Origin of the sequence: Plesiocystis pacifica SIR-1, assembly GCF_000170895.1 — a bacterium.
Classification (GTDB): Bacteria; Myxococcota_A; Polyangia; order Nannocystales; family Nannocystaceae; genus Plesiocystis; species Plesiocystis pacifica.
The window spans coordinates 19,361-39,365 of record NZ_ABCS01000051.1 but is presented as its reverse complement, the minus strand read 5'-3'; the positions used below and the strand labels follow the sequence as shown (position 1 = coordinate 39,365).

At 71.5% G+C, this 20,005-nt stretch carries 17 protein-coding genes; 6 read left to right on the top strand and 11 right to left on the bottom strand.

Annotated features, from left to right (window positions below; genetic code table 11):
• Positions 1-69 precede the first annotated feature (69 nt).
• The 6 genes from PPSIR1_RS23705 to PPSIR1_RS23680 all read right to left on the bottom strand — a co-directional run bounded on the left by PPSIR1_RS23705 (position 70) and on the right by PPSIR1_RS23680 (position 5,927).
• Positions 70-2,004, bottom strand: coding sequence for a hypothetical protein (locus tag PPSIR1_RS23705; RefSeq protein ID WP_157595898.1), 1,935 nt, complete (start codon positions 2,002-2,004; stop codon positions 70-72).
• A gap of 123 nt (positions 2,005-2,127) precedes the next feature.
• Positions 2,128-2,463 (bottom strand): ATP synthase F0 subunit C, encoded by a 336-nt coding sequence (locus PPSIR1_RS23700; RefSeq protein WP_006973701.1) that lies wholly within the window; start codon positions 2,461-2,463, stop codon positions 2,128-2,130.
• 47 nt (positions 2,464-2,510) lie between these two features.
• The gene (gene atpB / locus PPSIR1_RS23695; RefSeq protein WP_006973700.1) at positions 2,511-3,329 is read right to left on the bottom strand and encodes a F0F1 ATP synthase subunit A; all 819 of its coding nucleotides are present in this window, start codon (positions 3,327-3,329) and stop codon (positions 2,511-2,513) included.
• Between the two features lie 375 nt (positions 3,330-3,704).
• Positions 3,705-4,202, bottom strand: coding sequence for a DUF3329 domain-containing protein (locus tag PPSIR1_RS23690; protein ID WP_006973699.1), 498 nt, complete (start codon positions 4,200-4,202; stop codon positions 3,705-3,707).
• Positions 4,199-4,603 (bottom strand): AtpZ/AtpI family protein, encoded by a 405-nt coding sequence (locus PPSIR1_RS23685; protein WP_006973698.1) that lies wholly within the window; start codon positions 4,601-4,603, stop codon positions 4,199-4,201. Before PPSIR1_RS23685 ends, PPSIR1_RS23690 begins: the two co-directional genes overlap by 4 nt.
• 34 nt (positions 4,604-4,637) lie before the next feature.
• A complete protein-coding gene (locus PPSIR1_RS23680; protein ID WP_006973697.1) occupies positions 4,638-5,927 on the bottom strand; it encodes a hypothetical protein in 1,290 nt (429 codons plus the stop codon).
• 116 nt (positions 5,928-6,043) lie between these two features.
• Between PPSIR1_RS23680 and PPSIR1_RS23675 the strand changes: the two genes are divergently transcribed.
• Entirely contained in the window at positions 6,044-6,493 is a 450-nt protein-coding gene (locus PPSIR1_RS23675) for a hypothetical protein (RefSeq protein ID WP_006973696.1), read from the top strand.
• On the opposite strand, the gene PPSIR1_RS23670 is transcribed toward PPSIR1_RS23675, so the two are convergent.
• Positions 6,487-7,122, bottom strand: coding sequence for a glutathione S-transferase family protein (locus PPSIR1_RS23670; RefSeq protein WP_006973695.1), 636 nt, complete (start codon positions 7,120-7,122; stop codon positions 6,487-6,489). The two genes, PPSIR1_RS23675 and PPSIR1_RS23670, sit on opposite strands and share 7 nt — an antisense overlap.
• Before the next feature lie 62 nt (positions 7,123-7,184).
• Between PPSIR1_RS23670 and PPSIR1_RS49535 the strand changes: the two genes are divergently transcribed.
• Entirely contained in the window at positions 7,185-8,144 is a 960-nt protein-coding gene (locus tag PPSIR1_RS49535; protein ID WP_006973694.1) for a helix-turn-helix transcriptional regulator, read from the top strand.
• Here the strand turns inward: PPSIR1_RS49535 and PPSIR1_RS23660 are convergent.
• Positions 8,141-9,130 carry a tRNA threonylcarbamoyladenosine dehydratase gene (locus PPSIR1_RS23660; protein ID WP_232296538.1) on the bottom strand — a complete coding sequence of 330 codons (990 nt, stop codon included), beginning with the start codon at positions 9,128-9,130 and terminating at the stop codon, positions 8,141-8,143. The two genes, PPSIR1_RS49535 and PPSIR1_RS23660, sit on opposite strands and share 4 nt — an antisense overlap.
• Before the next feature lie 244 nt (positions 9,131-9,374).
• Here PPSIR1_RS23660 and PPSIR1_RS23655 point away from each other — a divergent pair, with 244 nt between their 5' ends.
• Genes PPSIR1_RS23655 through PPSIR1_RS48215 form a run of 3 tightly spaced genes read left to right on the top strand, consistent with a single transcriptional unit; the run spans position 9,375 to position 16,206 of the window.
• The gene (locus PPSIR1_RS23655; RefSeq protein WP_006973692.1) at positions 9,375-13,730 is read left to right on the top strand and encodes a VWA domain-containing protein; all 4,356 of its coding nucleotides are present in this window, start codon (positions 9,375-9,377) and stop codon (positions 13,728-13,730) included.
• Between the two features lie 40 nt (positions 13,731-13,770).
• Positions 13,771-15,681 carry an IgGFc-binding protein gene (locus PPSIR1_RS23650; protein WP_157595896.1) on the top strand — a complete coding sequence of 637 codons (1,911 nt, stop codon included), beginning with the start codon at positions 13,771-13,773 and terminating at the stop codon, positions 15,679-15,681.
• 30 nt (positions 15,682-15,711) lie between these two features.
• Positions 15,712-16,206: a hypothetical protein gene (locus PPSIR1_RS48215; protein WP_157595895.1), complete on the top strand. Its 495-nt coding sequence runs from the start codon at positions 15,712-15,714 to the stop codon at positions 16,204-16,206.
• Here PPSIR1_RS48215 and PPSIR1_RS23645 read toward each other — a convergent pair.
• The 3 genes from PPSIR1_RS23645 to PPSIR1_RS23635 form a co-directional block, all read right to left on the bottom strand.
• Complete coding sequence (locus PPSIR1_RS23645) at positions 16,184-17,191, bottom strand: hypothetical protein (protein ID WP_006973689.1); 1,008 nt, start codon at positions 17,189-17,191, stop codon at positions 16,184-16,186. The two genes, PPSIR1_RS48215 and PPSIR1_RS23645, sit on opposite strands and share 23 nt — an antisense overlap.
• 193 nt (positions 17,192-17,384) lie before the next feature.
• Positions 17,385-18,224, bottom strand: coding sequence for an alpha/beta hydrolase (locus tag PPSIR1_RS23640; protein WP_006973688.1), 840 nt, complete (start codon positions 18,222-18,224; stop codon positions 17,385-17,387).
• Positions 18,221-19,006, bottom strand: coding sequence for an aspartyl/asparaginyl beta-hydroxylase domain-containing protein (locus PPSIR1_RS23635; protein ID WP_086001640.1), 786 nt, complete (start codon positions 19,004-19,006; stop codon positions 18,221-18,223). The genes PPSIR1_RS23640 and PPSIR1_RS23635 overlap by 4 nt, the downstream gene beginning before the upstream one ends.
• Positions 19,007-19,166: 160 nt before the next feature.
• Here PPSIR1_RS23635 and PPSIR1_RS23630 point away from each other — a divergent pair, with 160 nt between their 5' ends.
• Positions 19,167-19,955, top strand: a complete 789-nt coding sequence (locus PPSIR1_RS23630; protein WP_006973686.1) for a class I SAM-dependent methyltransferase — start codon at positions 19,167-19,169, stop codon at positions 19,953-19,955.
• Positions 19,956-20,005: the final 50 nt, after the last annotated feature.

Here is a 20,005-nt window from a genome sequence, read left to right as displayed (position 1 = left end):
GACTTGCTCTGGCCGACCCGCTGAGGGCTCGGAGACGCCGACATTCCCGGCCCGGGCGGCGGCCCGGCTTCATCGAATCCTCAGCCGCAGCTGCGGTCCTTCAGCGGACTGCGACGCTTGAACTTGCAGTCCCCAATCCCCAAATAACCCCGCCGCGTCCCCAAGCTCTCGCTTCAGCTCTGGGACGCCCTCGATGGCCCGTCGGACGTTCGCAACCTCCAGATAAGCCAGCGGCGCCGCCCCATCGTCCCGGGGCTGCTCGAACAACCACCGCAGCCGCGCCTCGTCGTCCGCGAGCACGGCCCAGCCCCACTCGCCCGTGTCGGCCTTGGGGTCGTAGACGGCGTAGTAGCTGCCCTCGACCTCGTCGTTGGGCAGCTTGGTCGTCTCGATGCGTCCCGGGATCGCGTCGATCTCCAGCCCCTCGAGGCGCACGTCGATCAGGCCCATGAAGCCCGCGAGGGTGTTGAGGTCGAGGGCGGTGCTGCGAGCGTAGAGCAGCCACTGCTCGCCGAAGGGCTGGCCCTCGCCGGCGTCGCGGACGGACAGGCCAAAGCCCAGGGCGCGGTCGGTGACGCCGAGGGCGTTGCGGGCGACCATGGCTTCGGGGCCGGTCATGAGGCTGCCGGGGAGGTGCCCGGCGGCGCCGAGGAGGTTGGGCCAGGTCTCGAGGGCGGCGATGAGCAGGGCCGCGCGCTCGTGGTCTTCGAACAGCTCGCCGAGGACCTTGGGGTCGGTGTAGACGCCGGTGGCGAGCTCGGACAGGCGGTGGCGGTTGGGCAGGCCGCGGCCTCGGGCGCAGAGCAGGGCGCCCTCGCACAAGGCGGCGACGCTGGGGACGTCGGCGTCGACCTCGAGCAGCTCGAAGGCGGCGAGGCGCTCGCTGGTCTCGCCGCTGGCGATGGGCAGCCAGCGGACCAGGGCGGTGGTGCCGGCGTCGCCCTCGTCGTCGATCTCGAGGGCGAGGCCCTGGAAGACCCGGGCGGTGTCGCGGAGCTTGGCGAGGGCGTCGAGGGCTTCGGCCTCGGCGTCGACGGCGTCCAGGCCGAGGCGGGGGAGCGCGTCGACGCCCTCGCGGATCGCGAGGGCCTTGAGCAGCTCGACCGTCGCGGGGCCGTCGACGTAGACGTTGGCGTCGCCGCGCAGGCTGGTGAGGTAGGGGGTGGCGAAGGCGGCCGGCTCGGCGAGGACGCGGGCGAGCTCGGCCCGGCGGCGGTCGGTGTCGGGCTCGTCGACGTCCCCGAAGCTCAGGTAGAGGTCGATCTGCACGCCGTCCTCGAGCTCCCGGCCGATGGCGAGCTCCCCCCGGCCGCCGCCGCACAGGCGGACGTTGGACGCCCGCGCCTTCATGTCCGCGCAGGCGGTGCTCCACAGGTCGTCCTGCGCCAGGGCGCCGAGGGCCCACAGCGCGTCGAACTGCTCGGGGCCGACCTTGGGGATGTGGATCCGGACGTGGGCTCCGAGGGTGTTGGCCTGGTCGAGGAGGTGCCAGGCTTCGGAGGAGTAGATCGGGCGGCCCGTCTTGGGGTCGCGCTCGACGGGCTCGGCCCCGTCTTCGGTCAGCGCCGGCTCGCCGGCGAGCTCGCGGACCTCGGGGCCCCGGGCGCCGAGGGCTTTGTGCACGGCGGCGGCCTGGCCAAACACGGGCCGGGCCGAGACGCTCACCCGGGCGTCGCCGAGCGCCTGGCCCTTGCCGAGCACGACGTCGAGGCCGGCCAGGGCTTCGCCCACGCGCGGCGCGGTCTGCAGGTTCTCGAGTATGCGCTGCGCCACGCCGAGCTCCACGCTCGCGTAGACGAAGGCGTCGTTCATGTAGGCCGGCTGGATCGCCACGGGCTCGCCCGCGAAGGCGGGGATGCGATCGTCCGGGGCGGGGGCGCTGGGCGCCTTGGACGGGAGGACCTCCTCCTCGCCGCCGGCGTCCGCGGCCTCCTTTTTTGCCGGGCAGCCCGCGAGCCCCACGACCAAGCCAGCGAGCCCTGCGACCTTCGAAAGCCTGCGCACGGCGGGATTCTAAACCCCGCGGGTCGGAGCGAAGGGCAACCAAAAGCAAACCCCGAACCAGCATCGCTGGCTCGGGGTTCTAGGGATCCGAGTCCCGTCTTGCCTAGAGTCGGCTCGTGGGGCTCAGCCGCCCACCTTGCCGAGGAGCAGGAGGTCGACGACGAGGGCGAAGATGACCAGCGACTCGATGAAGGCCAGGCCGAGGATGAAGGGGGTGTTGACCTCCTTGGCCGAGCTGGGGTTGCGGCAGATGCCCTCGAAGGCGGCAGCCGCGGCGCGGCCCTGACCCAGGGCGCCACCGAGGGCGGCCAGGCCGATGCCGAGGCACATGGCGAGGGCCACGAGCTCGTTGACGGGCGCGGGGGCGGCACCCTCGGCGGCCGGAGCAGCCAGAGCGAGGGCCGGGAGCAGGAGGACGGTCGCCAGGGCGACGATGGGGGCGATGATGCGCTTGCTCATGATGATTCCTGAGTGGACTTGGAAGTCGGGATTCGGACAGGTGAGGCTCAGTGGTGCTCTTCGTCGTGTTCGAGAGCGAGAGCCAGGTAGATGACGGTCAGCAGGGTGAACACGAGGGTCTGAACGATGCAGACCAGCGTACCCAGCAGGAGGAAGGGGATCGGGAGGGCCAGCGGGACCAGCATCAGCATGGCGCCCACGACCTTGTGGTCGGCGACCATGTTGCCCATCAGGCGCAGCGACAGCGAGATCGGCCGGGCGATGTGGCTGGCGAGCTCGATGGGCAGCATCAGCGGGAACAGCCAGCGGAACTCGGGCAGGCCGAAGACGCTGAACTTGGGGCCGCACAGGTGCTGCACGTAGCCGACCAGGCCCTGCTCCTTGATCGCGACGACGTTGTAGACGAGGAAGACGAGCAGCGCGAGGGCGAGGTTCGTCTTGAGGGTGTCGGTCGCGGGCAGCAGGCCGGGGATCAGGCCCTGGATGTTGCAGCAGAAGATGAACAGCGCGAAGGTGCCGATGAAGGGCAGCCACTTCTTGGCGTTGTCTTCGCCCATGACGTCGGCCGTCAGGTTGAAGGTCGCGTTGACGAAGTTGCCGGTCATCGCCGCCAGGTTCCAGCTGCTCGGCGGGACGACGCCCTCGCTCTCATCCTGGAGGCTGTTGCGGTAGATCGACGCCGCGATGATGATGAAGACCGCGGCGAGCAGGGCCGCCACCACATGCGTGAGCGTGTAGTGGGTCTCCTGGAACATCAGCGCCTTCCAGTGACGCTCACCGATGACGGGGGTCTCTGCGGCGGTCCGCGTCAGCCGGGCCCAGAACTCGGGCATCAGCAGGGTGTAGAAGGTGTCGTGTTCGCCCATCTCGGCGGCTCTCGGAGCGGGGATTTGCGGCGCTTGGGCGCCTCAAACCGGCGATTTCGGGTCTGATTGGGGTCTTCGGACCCTTCGTCGCGCGGGCATGTACCAAAGGATTTCGGCGGTGGCAAGCCGGCCAAGGAGGGCTCCGATCGCGCTCTAACGCGGTCTCAGACCCCGCTGGGCGTCAATCGTGAGCAGGCTACCGCTCCTCGGGGGCCCCGCTGGACGGCGGCGGAGATCGGCCCAACGCGCCTGAGGCCCAACAGCAAAGCTTGCGCGCTCGATCAGGCTCGAGGGTCTTGATTCACAGCTCCGACTCGGGCGGGGCGCAGCTCGCTCCCCAGGCCCATCAAAGCCCCGAATCTGGCGGGGTCGGCATCAATGCGAGTTTCGTCGCATGGCGGCGACGGCCAGCCCGGCCAGGGACACGATCACCCCGATGGCGATGCCGCCTGGCTGCGCGGGCCGGAGCAGAAAGAGCCCCGCCGCGGCCGCCACGACCAGGCCCAGGCGGGTCAGGGCGCCGAAGCCCTTGGGCAGCTCGACCAGCTTGGGATCCGTCGCGCGCGGGTCTTCCGCGCCGATCTCCGTACCTTTTAGCTGGGCGTCGAGCTCGGCGAGGCTGGGCTCGCCCCGCTCGCGGCGGGAGGCGTCGATGCCCTCGAGGGTCTTGGAGATCCCCGCGCTGACGCCCCGGGCGAGCATGGCGATGTTGAGCCAGCCCAGCATCGCGCCGAGGGCCACGGCCAGGGCCCAGTCGAGCTGGGCAAAGGCGAGCAGGGCCACGCAGGGCAGGGCGAGCAGGGCCAGGGTCCAAATCAGGGCCGAGCGGGCGAGGTCACGGCCCTGGCCGGAAATCTCCGAGGGGTTGCTCACGATGGCTCCCCGGGCTCGTCTGGCCCCGCGTCGGCGGCTGCGGCCTCGGCCGCGGCCTTCTTGGCCTCCCGCTGGGCGATCTCGCGCTCCGTGTCCCGGATCGTGCGCGCGACGGCGTTGACCGCCGCGCCCATCCCGACGGCCAGGCCGATGAGCATCGTCCACGGCGACCAGTGGGTGTAGTTGTTCTCCAGCCACATCCCGAGCAGCGTGAACAGCACGATCGAGACGCAGATCTCGATGCCCACCGACGCCGAGTTGGAGTGGTGGAACCACGCCGCGCGGCCAAACTGGGCGCGGCGGTCGGGGTTGCCGTAGACGTGCTTTTTGACCAGCTCGGCGTGGCGCTCCTCGTCGATGGGCTCGGGCGTGTCGCCGGTCTTGGACTCGGGCTCGGTCACGGCCCGGGGAGGGTAGGTCCCCTCGCCCCGAGACTCAACAGGGGCAGAACCAGTCGGCGTCGACGCTGCCCTCGCTGACCACGAGCCAGCCCGGCCCCTCGTCGGGCCCCGCGCTGGGGAGCTCCTCGTAGACGGTCCAGCTCGGGCCCCACTCGTCCGCGTCGTCGTAGAAGAGCTCCCAGTTGCCGTCGAGGTCGCTGTCGAACACGGCCACGATCTGCGCGCTCATGCCGACGTCGACGAGCTCGGCGCCTCGGACCCGCTCGACCACGGAGTGGTAGCTGTCGAAGCCGTCGCCGCAGCTCTCCCCGGCGTAGCCGAACTCGAAGGCCGTGAGCACGGGGCGGCCCTTGGCGTCGCTCCACACCCGGGTGGAGGGGCCGTCTTGCTCGAGCAGCTCGTCCCAGGTGGGCTCGTAGTCGCCGTAGCCCTCGGCCTCGAGCTCGGCCCGGTACGCGGCGTAGTCTGCGGCGGCGGCCTCGAAGGTCTCGGAGGCGAGGAAGCGCCGCTCGTGCTGGCGGGTGAGCCTCAGGGCGGGGGGGGTGGCGCGCTCGGTGGCGATGGCGGGCGCGGGCAAGGCGGGGCTGCGGGCCCACAGCGCGCGGCGGACGTCTTCGTCGGTACAGTCTTCGCCGTACTCGACGACCGCGCTGAGCCAGGCCGGCTCGTGATCCCAGATCAGCGCGAGGCGCTCGCCCTCGTCGAGCAGGTACTCGCCGGTCTCCCAGTCGTAGATGCCCTCGTCGAAGGAGTTGAGCTCCTCGCCTTGGTACTGGGCCACGAGCTCGAGGGCCCCGGCTCGAGCCGAGCACAGCTTGCCCTCGACGCCGTAGAGGTCGACGGCGCGGCCGGCCTGGACGTAGTGCTCGAGGGGCAGGGCCTCGAGCTCCACGGCCTTGGCCGCGATGAAGTCGACGGTGCCCTCGCCCGCGTAGAGCTCGCCCGGGGCCCAGGCCTCGACGTCTTCGTCGGCGAGCTTGGTCGAGAACACCAGCCGGTCATCGATGAGGGGCGCGAACTCGAGGGCGTGGGTGCTCGGGTCGACCTCGACCTGGACCTCGACCTGCTCGACGACGATCTGCGGCGCCGAAGGATCGACGCACATGCCGATGTGCCCGGCGTCGTCTTCGCCCGGCTCCTCGGCCTCGACCTCCACCGCGACCTCGGCGGCCGCCGGCGCCGCGACCTCGGGCACGACCACCGAGGGCACGCTCAGCCCCGGGCCCGGGAGGGTCAGGGCGTAGACGAGCGGGCCGAGCAAGAGCCCGCAGCCAACGAGGAACTCGACCCGGGGATGGCGAAGGAGGGCGCGGGCGCGTCGCATGTCCTGGCTACGCGCAGCGATCGGCCCACATTCCCGCACCCGTGAACACGCGTTGAGCTCGCTCTTGGTGGCCCGCGGACCGTCAGATCCCGCCGGGCGTTCGCAAACGAGCTGGCATGACGCGCACCCGTTTTGCCCGCCTCCTCTCCGCCTGCTCGCTGCTCGTCGGCCTGAGCGCCTGCGGCCCCGAAGCGCTCGGACCCGACGAGACCTTTCGCGGTGTCGAGCTCGAGGATCTCGAGCCCGGCCAGTGCGCGCCCCTCCACGAAGGGATCGAGGCCGTGACCGCCGAGAAGTGGCGCGTCGCCAAGGGCCTGCCCGAAGGCATCGTCATCGACGACCACTTGCTCTTGACCTCGGTGTTCGAGGACAACGTGATGCTCCGCGTCTCGGGGCCCGCGACCAGCGAGGGCGAGGTCTTGATGGTCGAGACCGCGACCGCGATCTACAACCATCCCCTGCTCGACGACCCCTGCGACGGCTTTTGCGACGGGATCTGCATCGACGGCGAGTGCTACATGAACATCCCGCCCTACTCCGTGACCGTCGAGGGGATCTGCTACTGAGCTGGGCTTTCGCCCCAGGCCGCCGCGTAGGCGTCGCGGGCCGTGAAGCGGTTCACCCACGCCTCGACGCGGGGGTGAGCCGCGAGCGGCACGCCGGTGAACGCGGCGTAGCTGACGGCGCTGCCCACGATGACGTCCAGGAGCGAGAAGGCGTCGCCGAGCAGGTGCGCGCGGCCCTCGAGTCGGGCCTCGAGCAGCGCGAGGTGGGACTGGAGCTGCTCGCTGGCGAGCTTGGCCTGGGCCGCGTTGTGGCACTTTGCGGGGAAGCGCGGGCTGGTCGCGTGGATGAGCCGCTGCTGGGTCCCCCCGAAGGTCACGTAGGTCCAGGTCGACCACGACAGCGCCTCGAAGCGCGCGGCCGTGTCGGCGGCGGGCCACAGGCCACGCTCGACCCCGAAGCGCTCGCCGAGCCACTGCAAGATCGCCAGGGCCTCGAACATCGGCTCGCCGTCGATGACGAGGGTCGGGACCTTGCCGTTGGGGTTGAGGGCGAGGAAGGCGGGCTTGCGTTGGTCGCCAGCGGCGAGGTCGAGGTCGATGCGCTCGTGGGGCACGTCGAGCTCGAGGAGCGCGAGGGCCACGGGGATGGCGCTCGACAGGGGAGAGGCGTAGAGGACCAGCTCGTTCATGCTGGGGACCCTAATTTCAATCGCGGACAGTTTCGGTCCTCAATCGAAGTTAGGATTCGCGGGTGGTCGGGACCTCCGCGCGGCTGCTCCGGTTGTTGGCCTTGCTGCAATCCCGGGGCTTTTGGTCCGGGGCCGAGCTCGCCGAGCGCCTCGAGGTGACCGAGCGGACCGTGCGGCGGGACGTCGAGCGGCTGCGCAGCCTCGGCTACCCGGTGAACTCGAGCGTGGGGGTGGCGGGCGGCTACCAGCTCGGGGCCGGGGCTTCGCTCCCGCCGCTGCATCTGGACGACGAGGAGGCGCTCGCGGTCGCCGTCGCCCTGCGGACGGCTGCCGTCGGGAACGTGGTGGGTGTCGAGCAGGCGGCGCTGCGGGCGATGGCGAAGCTCGAGGCGGTGCTGCCCAAGCGGCTGCGACGGCGCATCGCCGCGCTGCACGAGAGCGTCGCGCCGATGTACGTCGAGACCCCGCGGGTCCGCCCCGAGGTTCTGTCGGCCTTGGCCGCGGCGTGCCGGAACCATCGGCAGGCTGCGTTTCGATACGCCGACGGCCGTGGTCGGGTGAGCGAGCGCGCGACCCAACCCCACGGCGTCGTGCACACGGGCTGGCGCTGGTACCTCGCCGCCTTTGACGAGGGCCGCGACGACTGGCGGACCTTTCGGCTCGATCGGATCGAGGGCGAGGTGTCGCTCGGCGGGCGCTTCACGCCGCGGGTGATCCCGGGAGGGGACGCGGCCGCCTACGTCTCGAGCTCGGTCTCGTCGCGGACCCATCGGTACCGCGGGCGCGTGCTGATCCATGCGCCCGTCGAGCGAGTCCGGGGGCGCATGTCTGCGCTGGCGGGGGAGCTTCGCCGCGTCGACGCGCAGCGCTGCCGCCTGGAGTTCGGCGCGAGCGAGCTGTCGACGATCGCGATCTACGTCGTCGCGCTCGGTGAGGAGTTCGAGGTCGAGGATCCGCCAGAGCTGCGCCGAGAGCTCGACGAACTCGCTGCACGCATTCGCCGTTCAGTCGAGTCGAACTAGGCTTGAATCAGCCGCTGCACCGCCGCGCTCGCGCAGGCGAAGCCAAAGCTGCCGGTCACGAAGCCCGCGGTCCCATAGATGAGGTTGCGCTGGTCGCAGGTGTGCTTGCCGTTGTCGCCCTGGGGGCACACGCAGCGAAAGCCCGTGCCGGCGTCGTAGGCCAGGGGCATGGGCGAGGCCGCGGGCTCGAGGGAGTGGACGGTGGCGATGCCCCAAGCCGGCGCGTTGGCGCCCGACTCCGCCGGGGTGCGCGGCGCGGCCGGGAAGCCGTGGCGCTTTCGCAGCAGCTTGCGCAGCGAGGCGAGGAAGGGGTCGCCGGTCGCCTGGGCCAGATCGCCCAGGCGCACCTGGGTCGGATCCATGCGCCCCGAAGCGCCGCCGGAGACCACCAGGGGCACGCCCCGCTCGCGGCACTGCGCGATCAGGTGGGCCTTGGCGGTGAGGTTGTCGATGGCGTCGATGATCAGGTCGGGCCCGCGCTCGAACAGGGACTCGCTGGTCTCGGCCTCGTAAAAGGAGCGCACGGCCTCCACGGCGCAGGTCGGGTGGATCAGGCGCAGGCGCTCGGCCATGACCGTGGCCTTGGGCTTGCCCGTGGTCCCGCGCATGGCGTGGAGCTGGCGGTTGGCGTTGGTGACACAGACCAGGTCGAAGTCGACGAGGCTCAGCTTGCCCACGCCCGCGCGCGCGAGGGCCTCGGCCGCCCAGCTGCCCACGCCGCCGAGCCCGATGACCATGACGTGGCTGGCGAGCAGGCGCTCCATGGCCGCGTCGCCGACGAGTCGGCCCATGCGATCGAAGCGGCGATGGAGGCGGTAGCTCGACTCGTCCGTGGGCTCGGAAGCTCGCTCGCTTTTGGGCTCACCCACGCGCGCGACCGAGTCCACGGCCGGCATGCGCAGCGCGGTCAGCCCGGCTGGCCCCGGCTCGGAGTGGGGCGTCTCGCGCTCCCACGGCAGTCGCTGATCCCCTGGTTGCTCACTCATGGCCATGGCCCGTCGGCGGCGGAGTATGGCACGAGCGCTGGAATTGGCCGTACTGTGACCAAATAGGGACCAAATTGGCGGGCTCACGGCCAAGAACTGCAAAGTGTCGGGAACAGCGCGCGTTGGAGGCCGAGCCGGCGTAAAATCCGCTGACCGCGCGAGCGCCCCCCGCGAACGTCCGAAAGCCGAAGCCCCCGTGAGCCAAGCCCAGCCCTCCCCGTCGTCGCCCTCCCCCCGCGCCCGCATGCGCCGCACCGGGAGCGCCCTGTTCGCCCTCGCCACGACCCTTGGCCTGCTCACCGCCGTCGGTACCGCGACCTCGTGTCACAAGGAGCCCGCGGCGCAGACCGTCGCGCCCCTGGGCGCCAGCCTCGAGCTCGCCGCCGGCGAGGTCAAGCTCGAGGGCAGCGAAGGCGGCGAGCGCTTGTTGTCGCGGACGCCCCTGCCCCTGGGCGCGACCCTCTCGACGGGCCCGGGCGCGCGGGCGCTGATCCGCCTGGGCGACGGCACCCGCGTGTTCATGCGCGACAACACCCGGCTGACCCTCGGCGACGGCCTGCAGCTCGAGGCCGGGCACGTGTGGATCGAGGCGCCGCCCCTGTCCGAGGGTCGCCAGGCCACGGTCCACGAGCTCGGCGAGGTCGGCGTGTCGATCAGCGACGGCGGCGCGAGCTTGAGCCTGGTCGAGGGCGAGGCCGAGGTCTACGTCGCCAGCGGGCTGGCGATCGTCAACGCCAACAAGCGCCGCGAGGTCAACCCCGGCGAGCGCGCGAAGGTCGGGAGCGACGGCGAGCCGACGGTCGAGCCGGTCAAGTTCTGGGACGACTGGACCGGGGGCATGGGCGACGTCGCGGGGGCCAGCGCCGAGGCGATCGGCCAGAGCCTCGAGGGCTCGGGCAGCCTCTACGCCATCGACCACATGGCAGGCGCTGCGGCCATGCCCCTGTCGATCCAGCGCCAGACCGTCAAGGTCGTCATCGACGAGCAGATCGCCGAGACCGCCGTCGATCAGGAATTCTTCAACCCCGGCGGCAGCGAGGTCGAGGGCTACTACTGGTTCACCATCCCCGAGGACGCGATGCTCGTGGGCTTCGCCCTCGAGGTCGACGGGGAGCTGATCGAGGGCGAGGTCGTCGAGCGGCGCCTGGCGGCGGCGGAGTACGAGGCGCGGATCGTCCGGGCCGTCGACCCGGCCCTGCTCGAGTGGATCGACGCGAGGACCGTGCGCGCCCGCATCTACCCCATCCCGGCCGCGGGCACGCGCCGCGTCGTCGTGCGCTACCAACAATTGCTCAGCGAGACCGAGGGCAAGCTGCGCTACCGCTACCCCATGGCCGCGCCGGCGGGCCGGGACGAGGCGGCGATCGAAGAGTTCGGCCTCGAGGTCCAGCTGCGCGGCGAGATGGCCACGGACTTCGTGCCGGCGACGCGCAGCGAGGCGCGCATCGAGGGCCGGGACCGCGACCGCGTGGCCATGCGCCGCAGCGGCTACACGCCCCGGGCGGACTTCGAGCTCGAGCTCAACCGCCGCCACGAGCGAGACGAGGATCGGCCCGAGGCGCTGCGCGTCGATCTGCTCCACCCCAATGGCGGCGGGCACGGCGAGGAGGCCGACGAGGCCGACTACTTCATGCTCCGCTGGCTGCCCGACGAGCGCCTCGACCTGTCCAAGGCGGAGGTCCCCAAGGGCGAGGTCGTGGTCGTGGTCGACACCTCCGCGGGCAGCGACCCGGGCGAGCACCAGGCCAAGCTCGCCGTCGCCGAGGCCCTGCTGCGCTCGCTCAGCGAGAGCGACCGCTTCGCCCTGGTCAGCGCAGACCTGCGCGCCGACGTGCTCTACCCCGACGCCGAGCAAAAGGACGAAGACGGCGAGCCCAAGCGCTTGATCGAGGCGAGCCCCGACGCGATCTCCGAGGCCCTCGAGCGCCTCGCCGAGCGCGGCGCGGGCGGGGCCACGGACCTGGGCGCGGTCATCAAGCAGTCCCTCGAGCGCGTCCACGGCCTCGAGCAGCCCGCGGTGGTCTACATCGGCGACGGCCTGGCGACCTCGGGCGAGGTCAGCGGCGAGGCCCTGGCCGAGGACCTGCAGCGCTCCTTGGCGGGCTCGCGCGCGCGCCTGTTCACCGTGGCCCTCGGCCGCGAGGTCGACGAGGCCCTGCTGACCAAGCTCGCCGAGGTCGGCGGCGGCCGGAGCCTGCGCGTCGACGACCCCAGCCTCGCCGTGCTCCAGGCCCTCGAGCTGTCCGGCGCCCTCAAGACCCCGACGATCACCGACCTGAGCGTGGACCTGGGCGAGGGCCCGAGCCAGGTCATGTCCAACGTCGCGGGCAAGCTGTCCCGGGGCGACGAGCTCGTGCTGCTCGCCCGGACCCACGACGAGCTGCCCGAGCTGATCACCGTCAGCGGGCACTTCGCGGGCGAGGACTTCAGCCACCAATTCTCCATCAAGGCGGGCAAGGACGACGCCGAGAAGACGCGCTACCGGATCAACCGCGAGGGCCTGGTCCCGCGGATGATCCCCCGGCTGTGGGCGCGGGCCTACGTCGACCACCTGCTCACGGACACCCGCGGGCCCGATGCGGTGCGCGGCAAGGTCCTGACCCTCGGCTACGACTACGGGCTGATGACGCCCTTCACCTCCTTCCTCGTCCTCGACAGCGAGGGGGCCTACCGCGACGCGGGCATCGAGCGGCGCCAGCGGAGCTTCCCGCAGCTGACGGACGGGAGCTGGGTCTCGACGCCGGTGGACACCCGCGTCGGGTCGCCTGAGTCGCCCACCGTGCTCTCGATGTTCACCGCCGCCCTGCTCGCGCCCTGGGGCTGCGCCATGGAAGAAGCCGCGAGCGAGGCCAACGTCGACGCCGACGTCCCGAGCGGGGGCGGCCACGCCTTCGGGCAGCCGTTGACCAGCGAGCGCACGCCGGCGCCCTCGGCCACGCCGATCACCGGCAAGCTCCAGAGCCAGACCCAGCCCGCGGCCGATCCCAACGCCCCGGCCTTCAACGAGCGCGGGGGCTGGGCCGGCGGCGGCGAGGACATCCCGGCGCGGGAGGCCTTCGCCCGGGACGCGACCACCTGGGGCGTGTTCCGTCTCGAGGCCGAGAAGACCGAGGAGGAGGAGATGCTCGCGGGCGCGGGCATCCGCGCCGCCGCGCCGCCGCCGTGGGTGCGCGAGACCACCGAGGCCGAGCTCATGCGCCGGGGCCTCGTGGGCAGCCCGCGGCTGAGCCCCTCGGGCGTCGGGCCGACGGCCCCGAGCGCGTGCAGCGACGCGGCCACCCGCGGGCTGAACACGCGCCGTCGCCTGTGGGCCAAGCAGCTCGACCGCAGCGTGGCCATGACCGCGCGCCTGCAGTCCTACGAGGCCGCCAAGGCGACCTGCGAGATCCGGCGCTGGCGCGATCAAAAGGCCTTCCTCGACCTGCTCCAGCAGCGCGCGTCGACGGAGGCGGAGATCCGCCTGCTGCTCGGCCACTTCGCCGACGACCCCGACGCGAAGACCTTCCTGACCCAGGCCCTGCTGCGCCGGCTCATCGACCCGAGCCTGATCGCCACGGTGATCTACGCCGAGTACGGGGCCGTGGACTGGTTCGAGGTCGACGCGCGCTTGCAGGCCGCGAAGACCGCCCAGGCGCGGCTCGAGATCCTCGACCAGGCCCTGCGCGCGGCCCCGGGCGACCCCGACGGCGAGCGCCGGATGATCCGCGAGTTCGTGGCCATCGGTCGCGTCGACGAGGCGATCACCCGCGGGCAGAACCTGCGCAACCAGGGCCTGCTGACCCCGGACCTCATCGTGCTCGTGGGCGATCTGCTCGCCCGCGAGGGCCGCGACGAGGAGGCTCGCCGGCTCTACTCCGAGCTGGTCGAGTACGCCCCGGACTCCGAGGCCAGCCGCCGCCTGCTCGGCGACCTGTTCCTGCGCCACGGCTGGTACGCCGACGCCTTCCGCCAGTACGAGCTGCTCTTCGACATGCGCGAGACCCCGGTGACGGCGATCCGCATGGCCCGGGCCGCGGCGGGCAACGAGCGCGGCGACAAGGCTCGGCGCCTGCTCGAGCGGGTGTTCTCCGGCGAGGGTCGGCCCGGCGCCGACGATCCGCGCCGCTGGGCCCGGCTCCACGCCGCGGCGATCCTCGCGGCCTCCGTCGAGGACGAGGAGCACAAAAAGGCCGTCGCCGCCGAGCTCAAGGCCCTCAACCTGTTCGACGGCCCCGGCACCTGGGAGCTGCTTTCGTGGGACGACCTCGGCGCGACCTTGGTGCTCGCGCCGCCGCCCACCGAGCCCGGCTCGGACGAGCGACGCCTGCCCGACGCCGATCGGGTCGAGGCCAAGGGCACGGGCCTGTTCGCGGTCTTGCCGGCCGCGGCCGAGGGCGACCCGGACCTGGTCGTGCGCCACGCGGGCCTGGTCCCCGATCGCGACGTGCGCTGGAAGCGAATTCGCCTGAGCTACGACGGCGAGACCTTCACGGCGGTCTTCATCGAGGACACCATCGAAGCCCGCCAGGTGAAGGCGGAGCCCGAGCAGCCCGCGGAGGGCAGCGAGGACGACGCGGCCGAGCCCGCCGACGAAAATCCCCAAGAAGACAGCGGGAATTGACTCACGGTCATCAGGTGCCGGGCGGTGATACAACCGCTCGATGCACGCCCTTGGATTTGGTCTGACGCCGCCCCTTCGATGGGCGCCCCTCGCCCTCGCCTGCGCGGGCATGGTCGCCTGCAACAACGACGGCGGCGGGTCGATCTTCACGGACTCGACGGACTCGACGTTGACCGCGAACGACGACGAGGCCAGCGACGCCACGACGAATTCGTCGACCGACACCGAGGGCCCCTGCAACACCTGCGAGGCCAACATCTACACGCCCTGCGAGGGCGACCCCGTCGACTGCGGCGAGCTCGGTGAGGTGTGCGTCGAGGGTCAAGGCTGCGTGCCCTGCATCCCCGGCGAGCCGACCTGCGAGGGCAACAGCGTGGTCGAGTGCGACGAGAGCGGCCAGCCCGGCGAGCTCATCGAAGACTGCGACTCGGCCTCGGGCTCGGTCTGCGCCGAGGGCGAGTGCGTCGACGCCTGCGCCGTCGCCGACGACACCCCGTCCAACATCGGGTGCGAGTTTTGGGCCGTCGACCTGCCCAACTCCCGGGGCATCGACGACGCGTCCATGCAGGCCTGGGGGGTCGTCCTGGCCAACGCCGGCGAGACCCCGGCGAGCGTGATCATCGAGCGCAACATCGCCGAGCTCGGCGAGCCCGAGAGCCTGTTCGTGGTCGCCCAGACCACCATCCCCTCCGGCGAGCTCGAGACCATCGAGCTGCCCCGGGCCGAGCTCACCGGCTGGACCGAGGCGACCGAGGAGCCCCCGGGCCCGCCCGGCACCTGGAAGTCCAACAACGCCTTTCGGATCACCGCGACCGCGCCCATCGTCGTCTACCAGTTCAACACCTTCACCAACGACTTCAGCAACGACGCCTCGCTGCTCTTGCCCTCCTCGGGCCTGGGCAAGGTCCACCGCGCGATCGGCTACGCGACCGCCAACCCCATCGCCCCGATCCCCATCGCCGGCATCCCCGACCGCTCCTCGGTCACCGTGGTCGCCATCGAGGACGGGACCAACATCGAGATCCGCCCGGGCACGACCACGCTCTCGGACATGGTCGGCATCCCCGTGGGCATGCCCGGGCAGCCCTTCGACGTGTACCTGAACCGCTGGGAGGTCGTGAACATCGCGAGCTCCGGCATCCCCGGCGACATGACCGGCACCGTCGTCGAGGCCGACAAGCCCGTCGCCGTGTTCTCCTCGGGCGAGCGGGCCATCGCCCCCACCTACGACATCCCCGGCATGCCCGAGCCGCCCAACTGGGACGGCGAGCTGTGCTGCACCGACCACATCGAGGAGCAGGTCTTCCCCGCCAGCTCCCTCGGCAGCCAGTTCGTCATCACCCACAGCCCCGAGCGCAGCGGCGGCGGCTGGGTCGAGCCCGACCTGCTGCGCTTCATGGCCGTGGCCGAGCCCGCCTCGGTGACCACCAGCTTGCCGCCGCCCCGGGACCAGTTCGAGCTCCAGCCCGGCGAGGTGTTCGACACCTGGGCCCAGGAGGACTTCGTGGTCGAGTCCTCGACGCCGATCATGGTCGCGCAGATCCTGGTCAGCCAGGGCTACACCATGGCCTTCACCGGCGACCCGGCGCTGACCTACTTCCCCTCCATCGACCAGTACCGCGAGCGCTACGTGTTCCTGACCCCGCCCAGCTGGACCAGCAACTACTTCGTGCTGTCCACGCCCTACGAGCAGGGCGGCGACGGGCCGAGCCTCGGCAACATCACCCTCGACGGCGGGGCGCTCCCGGGCGGCTGCGTGGAGCAGGCCGCGGGCACGCTGGAGGCCACGGAGTACTGGTCGATCGTGTGCCCCGTGGGCGAGGGGGCGCACCTCGTCGAGGGCGACAACGCCTTCGGGTTGACGGTCTATGGCTACGGGCCGGCGGGTTCCTACGCCTACACGGGCGGGGCGGACGTCAAGCCGATCTACGAGGTGCCGCCGATCCCCTGAGCGAGGAGCGACGGCCCGATCGGTCTCGGAGTGCGGGGGGTCCTCGCCGTTGCCTGCGTCGATGACGTCGGCCCCGACGCCAGAGTCGATGGTGTCGTCGCCGTTGCCGGTGGTGATGTCGTCGAGTCCGTCGCCAGAGTCGATGATGGCCGTGCCGTCTTCGACGATGATCTCGTCGTCGCCGTCGTGGGTGGTGATGTGGCTGGTCTGGTAGGCCCTCGAGAAGATCCAGTCGTCGCCCCCGCCAGTGGTGACGTCGAGCCGCAGCCCGTGCCAGAACTCGATATCGTCGTTGCCGGAGTTGCCGATGACCCCGGCGTCCTTGATGCCGCCGTACAGCACGACGGTGTCGTTTTGGCGACCTCGGAGGAGGAAGTGACGACGAGTTATAGTTTGTTCGCGGCGACATCGAGGGCCACTCGAGTCGCGCGTGAAGCAACACACCGCGGGGTTCAACTGTGCGGAATGAAATGGGCGCTCGCGGACACGCGGAGCCCGCGAGTCAACCGAGGGCGAGCCAGCTGAGCGAGACGTCGTGGACGCGCTCGGGCTGCGGCGGCTCGAAGCGCGGGGCGAAGGCCAGCGCCTCGTCGAGGCTGCCGAGCTTCCGATCCCAGCGCTCGTCCGGACGCTCCTCGCCGCGGCCGAGCCACAGCGCGTCGCCGGGGCCTCGCCACAGCCCGAACACCAACCCAGGCCCGCTGGCGTGGGCTTCCAGGGTGACGCCGGTGGGTCCGCGGCGAAAGCGTGCCACGTGGTAGCGGCGGCGCTCGGTCGCCTCGTCGCCGTGCGTGGCCGCGTAGACCCAGACCTCAGAGCTCCCGACCCGAGCGAGGTGGCTACCGATCGTCACGGCAGGGAACTGGTCGGCGGTCGCCCCTTCGAGCTCGAGGTCCCGCCGCCAGCGGGTCGGCGCGAGCTCGGGCTTGGCCCACTCGCCCACGAGCACGGCGACCCGCGCGTCCTCGCCGGTGCACACGAGGGTCAGGCTGTCCGCGGACGCCACGTCGGCGAAGCGATCGATCCACTCGATGCCGTCGATCTGCCCCCCGTAGGCCCGCCACAGCAAGCTGCCACCGAGGCTCCAGGCCTGGACCTCGTTGCCGACGACGGACACACCCTGCTCGGCGGCTTCGCGGATCAGCACGACCGCGCCCGGCACCCAGCGCTGATCGAGGACGGCTCCGCAGCCGACGGTCGTCGCGTCGGACAGCGGCACCTGCTCGAACGCTGCGCCCTCCACGGGCGGGAAGGCGGTCGAGAGCAGCACGGGCTCTTCGTCGTCTCCGAGGCCGGCGAGCAGCCACATCTGCCCGCGCTCGACGTCGACCTGGACGGCGAGGGCGAGGACCGGGCGCTGCTGGTCGTCGATGACCGCGAGCTCGAAGCGGCGCCCATCTGCGGTCTGGAGCTCGAGGCGCTCGCCGTGGCAGCACGCCCGGATGGGCGCCTGGGCCTCGACTGCAGCGCGGGTGAGCGGGGAGTGGATCCATGTGGCGCAAATGGGCATGGCAGTGACTCGCTCGCTTCGCGGAGGGGAATGAGCACCAGAGAGTTTTACACACCTCGTACGCCGATTACCGGAACTGAGCGGTAGCGAAGCTCGACTATTGACATCGGTGTGCGGATCACGATGCCGTGTTCCCGGCCGGAGCGGCGGAGCACGGCGTCGAGCCACCGCGCCAGCCAGTCGAGGCCCTCGCTCAGGGGGTCTGGCCCACCGCCGCGGGGGTGCTCTCGATGCTGGCGCCCTGGCGGGTCAGGAACTCGGCGACGCGATCAGCCACCTCGCGCTCGCGCCCGTCGATCCACAGGTGCGAGGAGCGGATCGTCCACAGCTCGACCGCGTCGGTCATCGGCGGGGCCTCGACGAAGGGGTCGCCCTCGTTGACCAGCCACAGCTGCGGGAGGTTGGGCGTGGGGATGAAGGGCATGCGCGCGCTGCAGGTGGCGGCGATGCGGCGCTGGACCCAGCCGTCTTGCTCGCGCACGCGCCGATCCGTCTGCTCGATGGTCGCCCGCTCCCCGGGCACGAGGGCGATCCAGGCCCGGGTGGCGATGCGCTGGACGCCGGCGAGGAGCGGGTCGGGGACGGCCCGCGCGGTCGCGTTTAGCAAGGCGGCGCCGCGGTAGCGCCCCGCCGGCGTGGCCAGGACCAGCCCGACGGGGCGGGGCTCGAAGCCGTCGTTGAACAGCGCCCGGGTCCAGCCCGTGGCCAGGCAAAAGGCGAACACCGAGTAGGCGCCGGCTCGCAGCCCGAAGGCCTCGATGACCACGCCGAGCTCGCGGGCGAAGGCCTCGATGGAGTAGGCGCCGGGGACCCGCGGGCGGTCCGAGCCGCCGTGACCCCGGGCCTCGAGCACGATCACCCGGGCGTGGCGGGCGAGCTCGACGGCGACGGTCTGCTTCTCTTCGGCGCTCGACAGCCAGCCCGGGACCATCACGACGGTGTGCGCCGGCTCCGGGGGGCCCTCGTGGATCACGCAGCGCACGCGGATGCGGGGGCTCTCGCGGGTCTGCACCCAGCGCTCGGTGACGGTCACGCTCGCCTCCCGCGGCGGACTCGGTCGCGGATCTGGCGGGCGAACTTGCTGCGCCCGCCAGCGCGGATCATCGCCCGGTTGAGCCAGCGGTAGGGGGCCCGGATCGGGCGCTCGATGTCGATCAGCAAGATCACGCGCTCGCCCACCCGGCCCTGCTCGACGCCGTGGGGGTAGGTGTCGTCGAACACGAGCAGCTCGCCCTCGGCCCAGCTCCGGGTCTCGCCGCCGACGGTGATCGAGCACGGCCCGTCCCCCGGCGGGAGCACGAGGCCGAGGTGCACGCGGATCAAGCCGCGAAAGATCCCCCGGTGCACGGGCACGCGCTTGGGCCCTCGCATGATCGAAAAGGAGGCCGAGACCACGCCGGGAATGCTCGCGAGCACTCGCGCGGTCTCGGGGCAGCGGGCGAGGTTGGACTCGACGGGGCCGAAGGCGTGGAGGGCGAAGACCTTCCAGTTGCGGTCGCCCCCGATCCGCGCTTGCCCGGGCTCGAGCTCGGCGAAGCTCGGGACCTCGCGGGTCGCCATGACGGCCAGGGCCTCGCGTTGGATCGCCTCGAAGTTGGGTCGCAGGCTGTCGAGGCCCGGGACGTCACCGACGCCGAGGAAGGGGCGAAGGGGCGCTTTGGAGCCCCGGCATACGAGGGCCTCGAGGGCCGCCCAGGCTCTCGAGTAGACCAGCCCGACGAGCACCCGGTCACGGAGGGTGTCGAGGGTGCCGGGAGGTCGACGCAGGCGTTGGAGTGTCTGGGCCTCGAGGGAGGTGCTCGCCGCGGTTGGCATCGGCCCGATAGAGTGTGCGGGCTTCCGGGAGATCACGACAACGACAAAAAGTCTCGGGAGCGTCTCGGGCCGAGGGGCGCGAGCGCCCAGCCCGCTGAGGGCGCCGACGGGACGGTCGACGCTATGGAAGAGGGTCGCGCTTGGGTTAAGCTCGTCGTAGATGGAGTACTACTTCGATCACGAGTGGAGTGAAGAGCGGGAGCGCCTGCGCGAGCTCGAGCGCTTTTGTGATCCGATCACGCAGGGGCATTGCGAGCGCGTTGGCATCTCGCCGGGGTGGCGCTGCCTCGAATTTGGCGGCGGCGGCGGTTCGGTCGCCGAGTGGCTGGCCTGGCGTGTGGGGCCGACGGGGCACGTGCTCGCCACCGACCTCGAGACCCGCTTCCTCGAGCCCCTCGCGGGGCCCAACCTCGAGGTCAAGGCGCACCGCATGGGCACGGACCCCCTGCCGGCGAACCGCTTCGACCTGGTCCACTCGCGGGCGGTGCTGGAGCACCAGCCCGACCGCATGCCGGTGCTCCGCCAGGTCCTCGACATCCTCCGCCCCGGGGGCTGGGCCGTGCTGGAGTCCTCCGACTTCTCGTCGATGGTCGCGGCCCGCCCCGAGCACGAGGCGCTGTTCGACAAGGGCTGGGGCGCGCTCGACGAGCTGCTGGCCGCGGGGGGCTTTCGCTCCGACTGCGGCCGCCACCTCAGCTGCGAGATGGAGGACGCTGGCTTCCAGAACGTGAGCTACTCGGGGCTGGTCTACGAGTGGGGCGGCTCCTTGCCGCTGACCAAGTTCTACGTGCAGACCTTCGAGCGCATCGGCCAGGCCCTCCCGCACGTCGAGGGCATCGACATCACCGACGAGGAGTTCCGCGCCTTCATCGAGATGTGCAAGCTGCCGAATTTCCGCGCGACCTCCAACGTGATCGTCTCGCTGACCGGCCAAAAGCGCCGCGATTGACCTCGGCGCGAGGTGTCGCGCTGGCGGGCTGCTAAGCTGGGCCGGTCTGG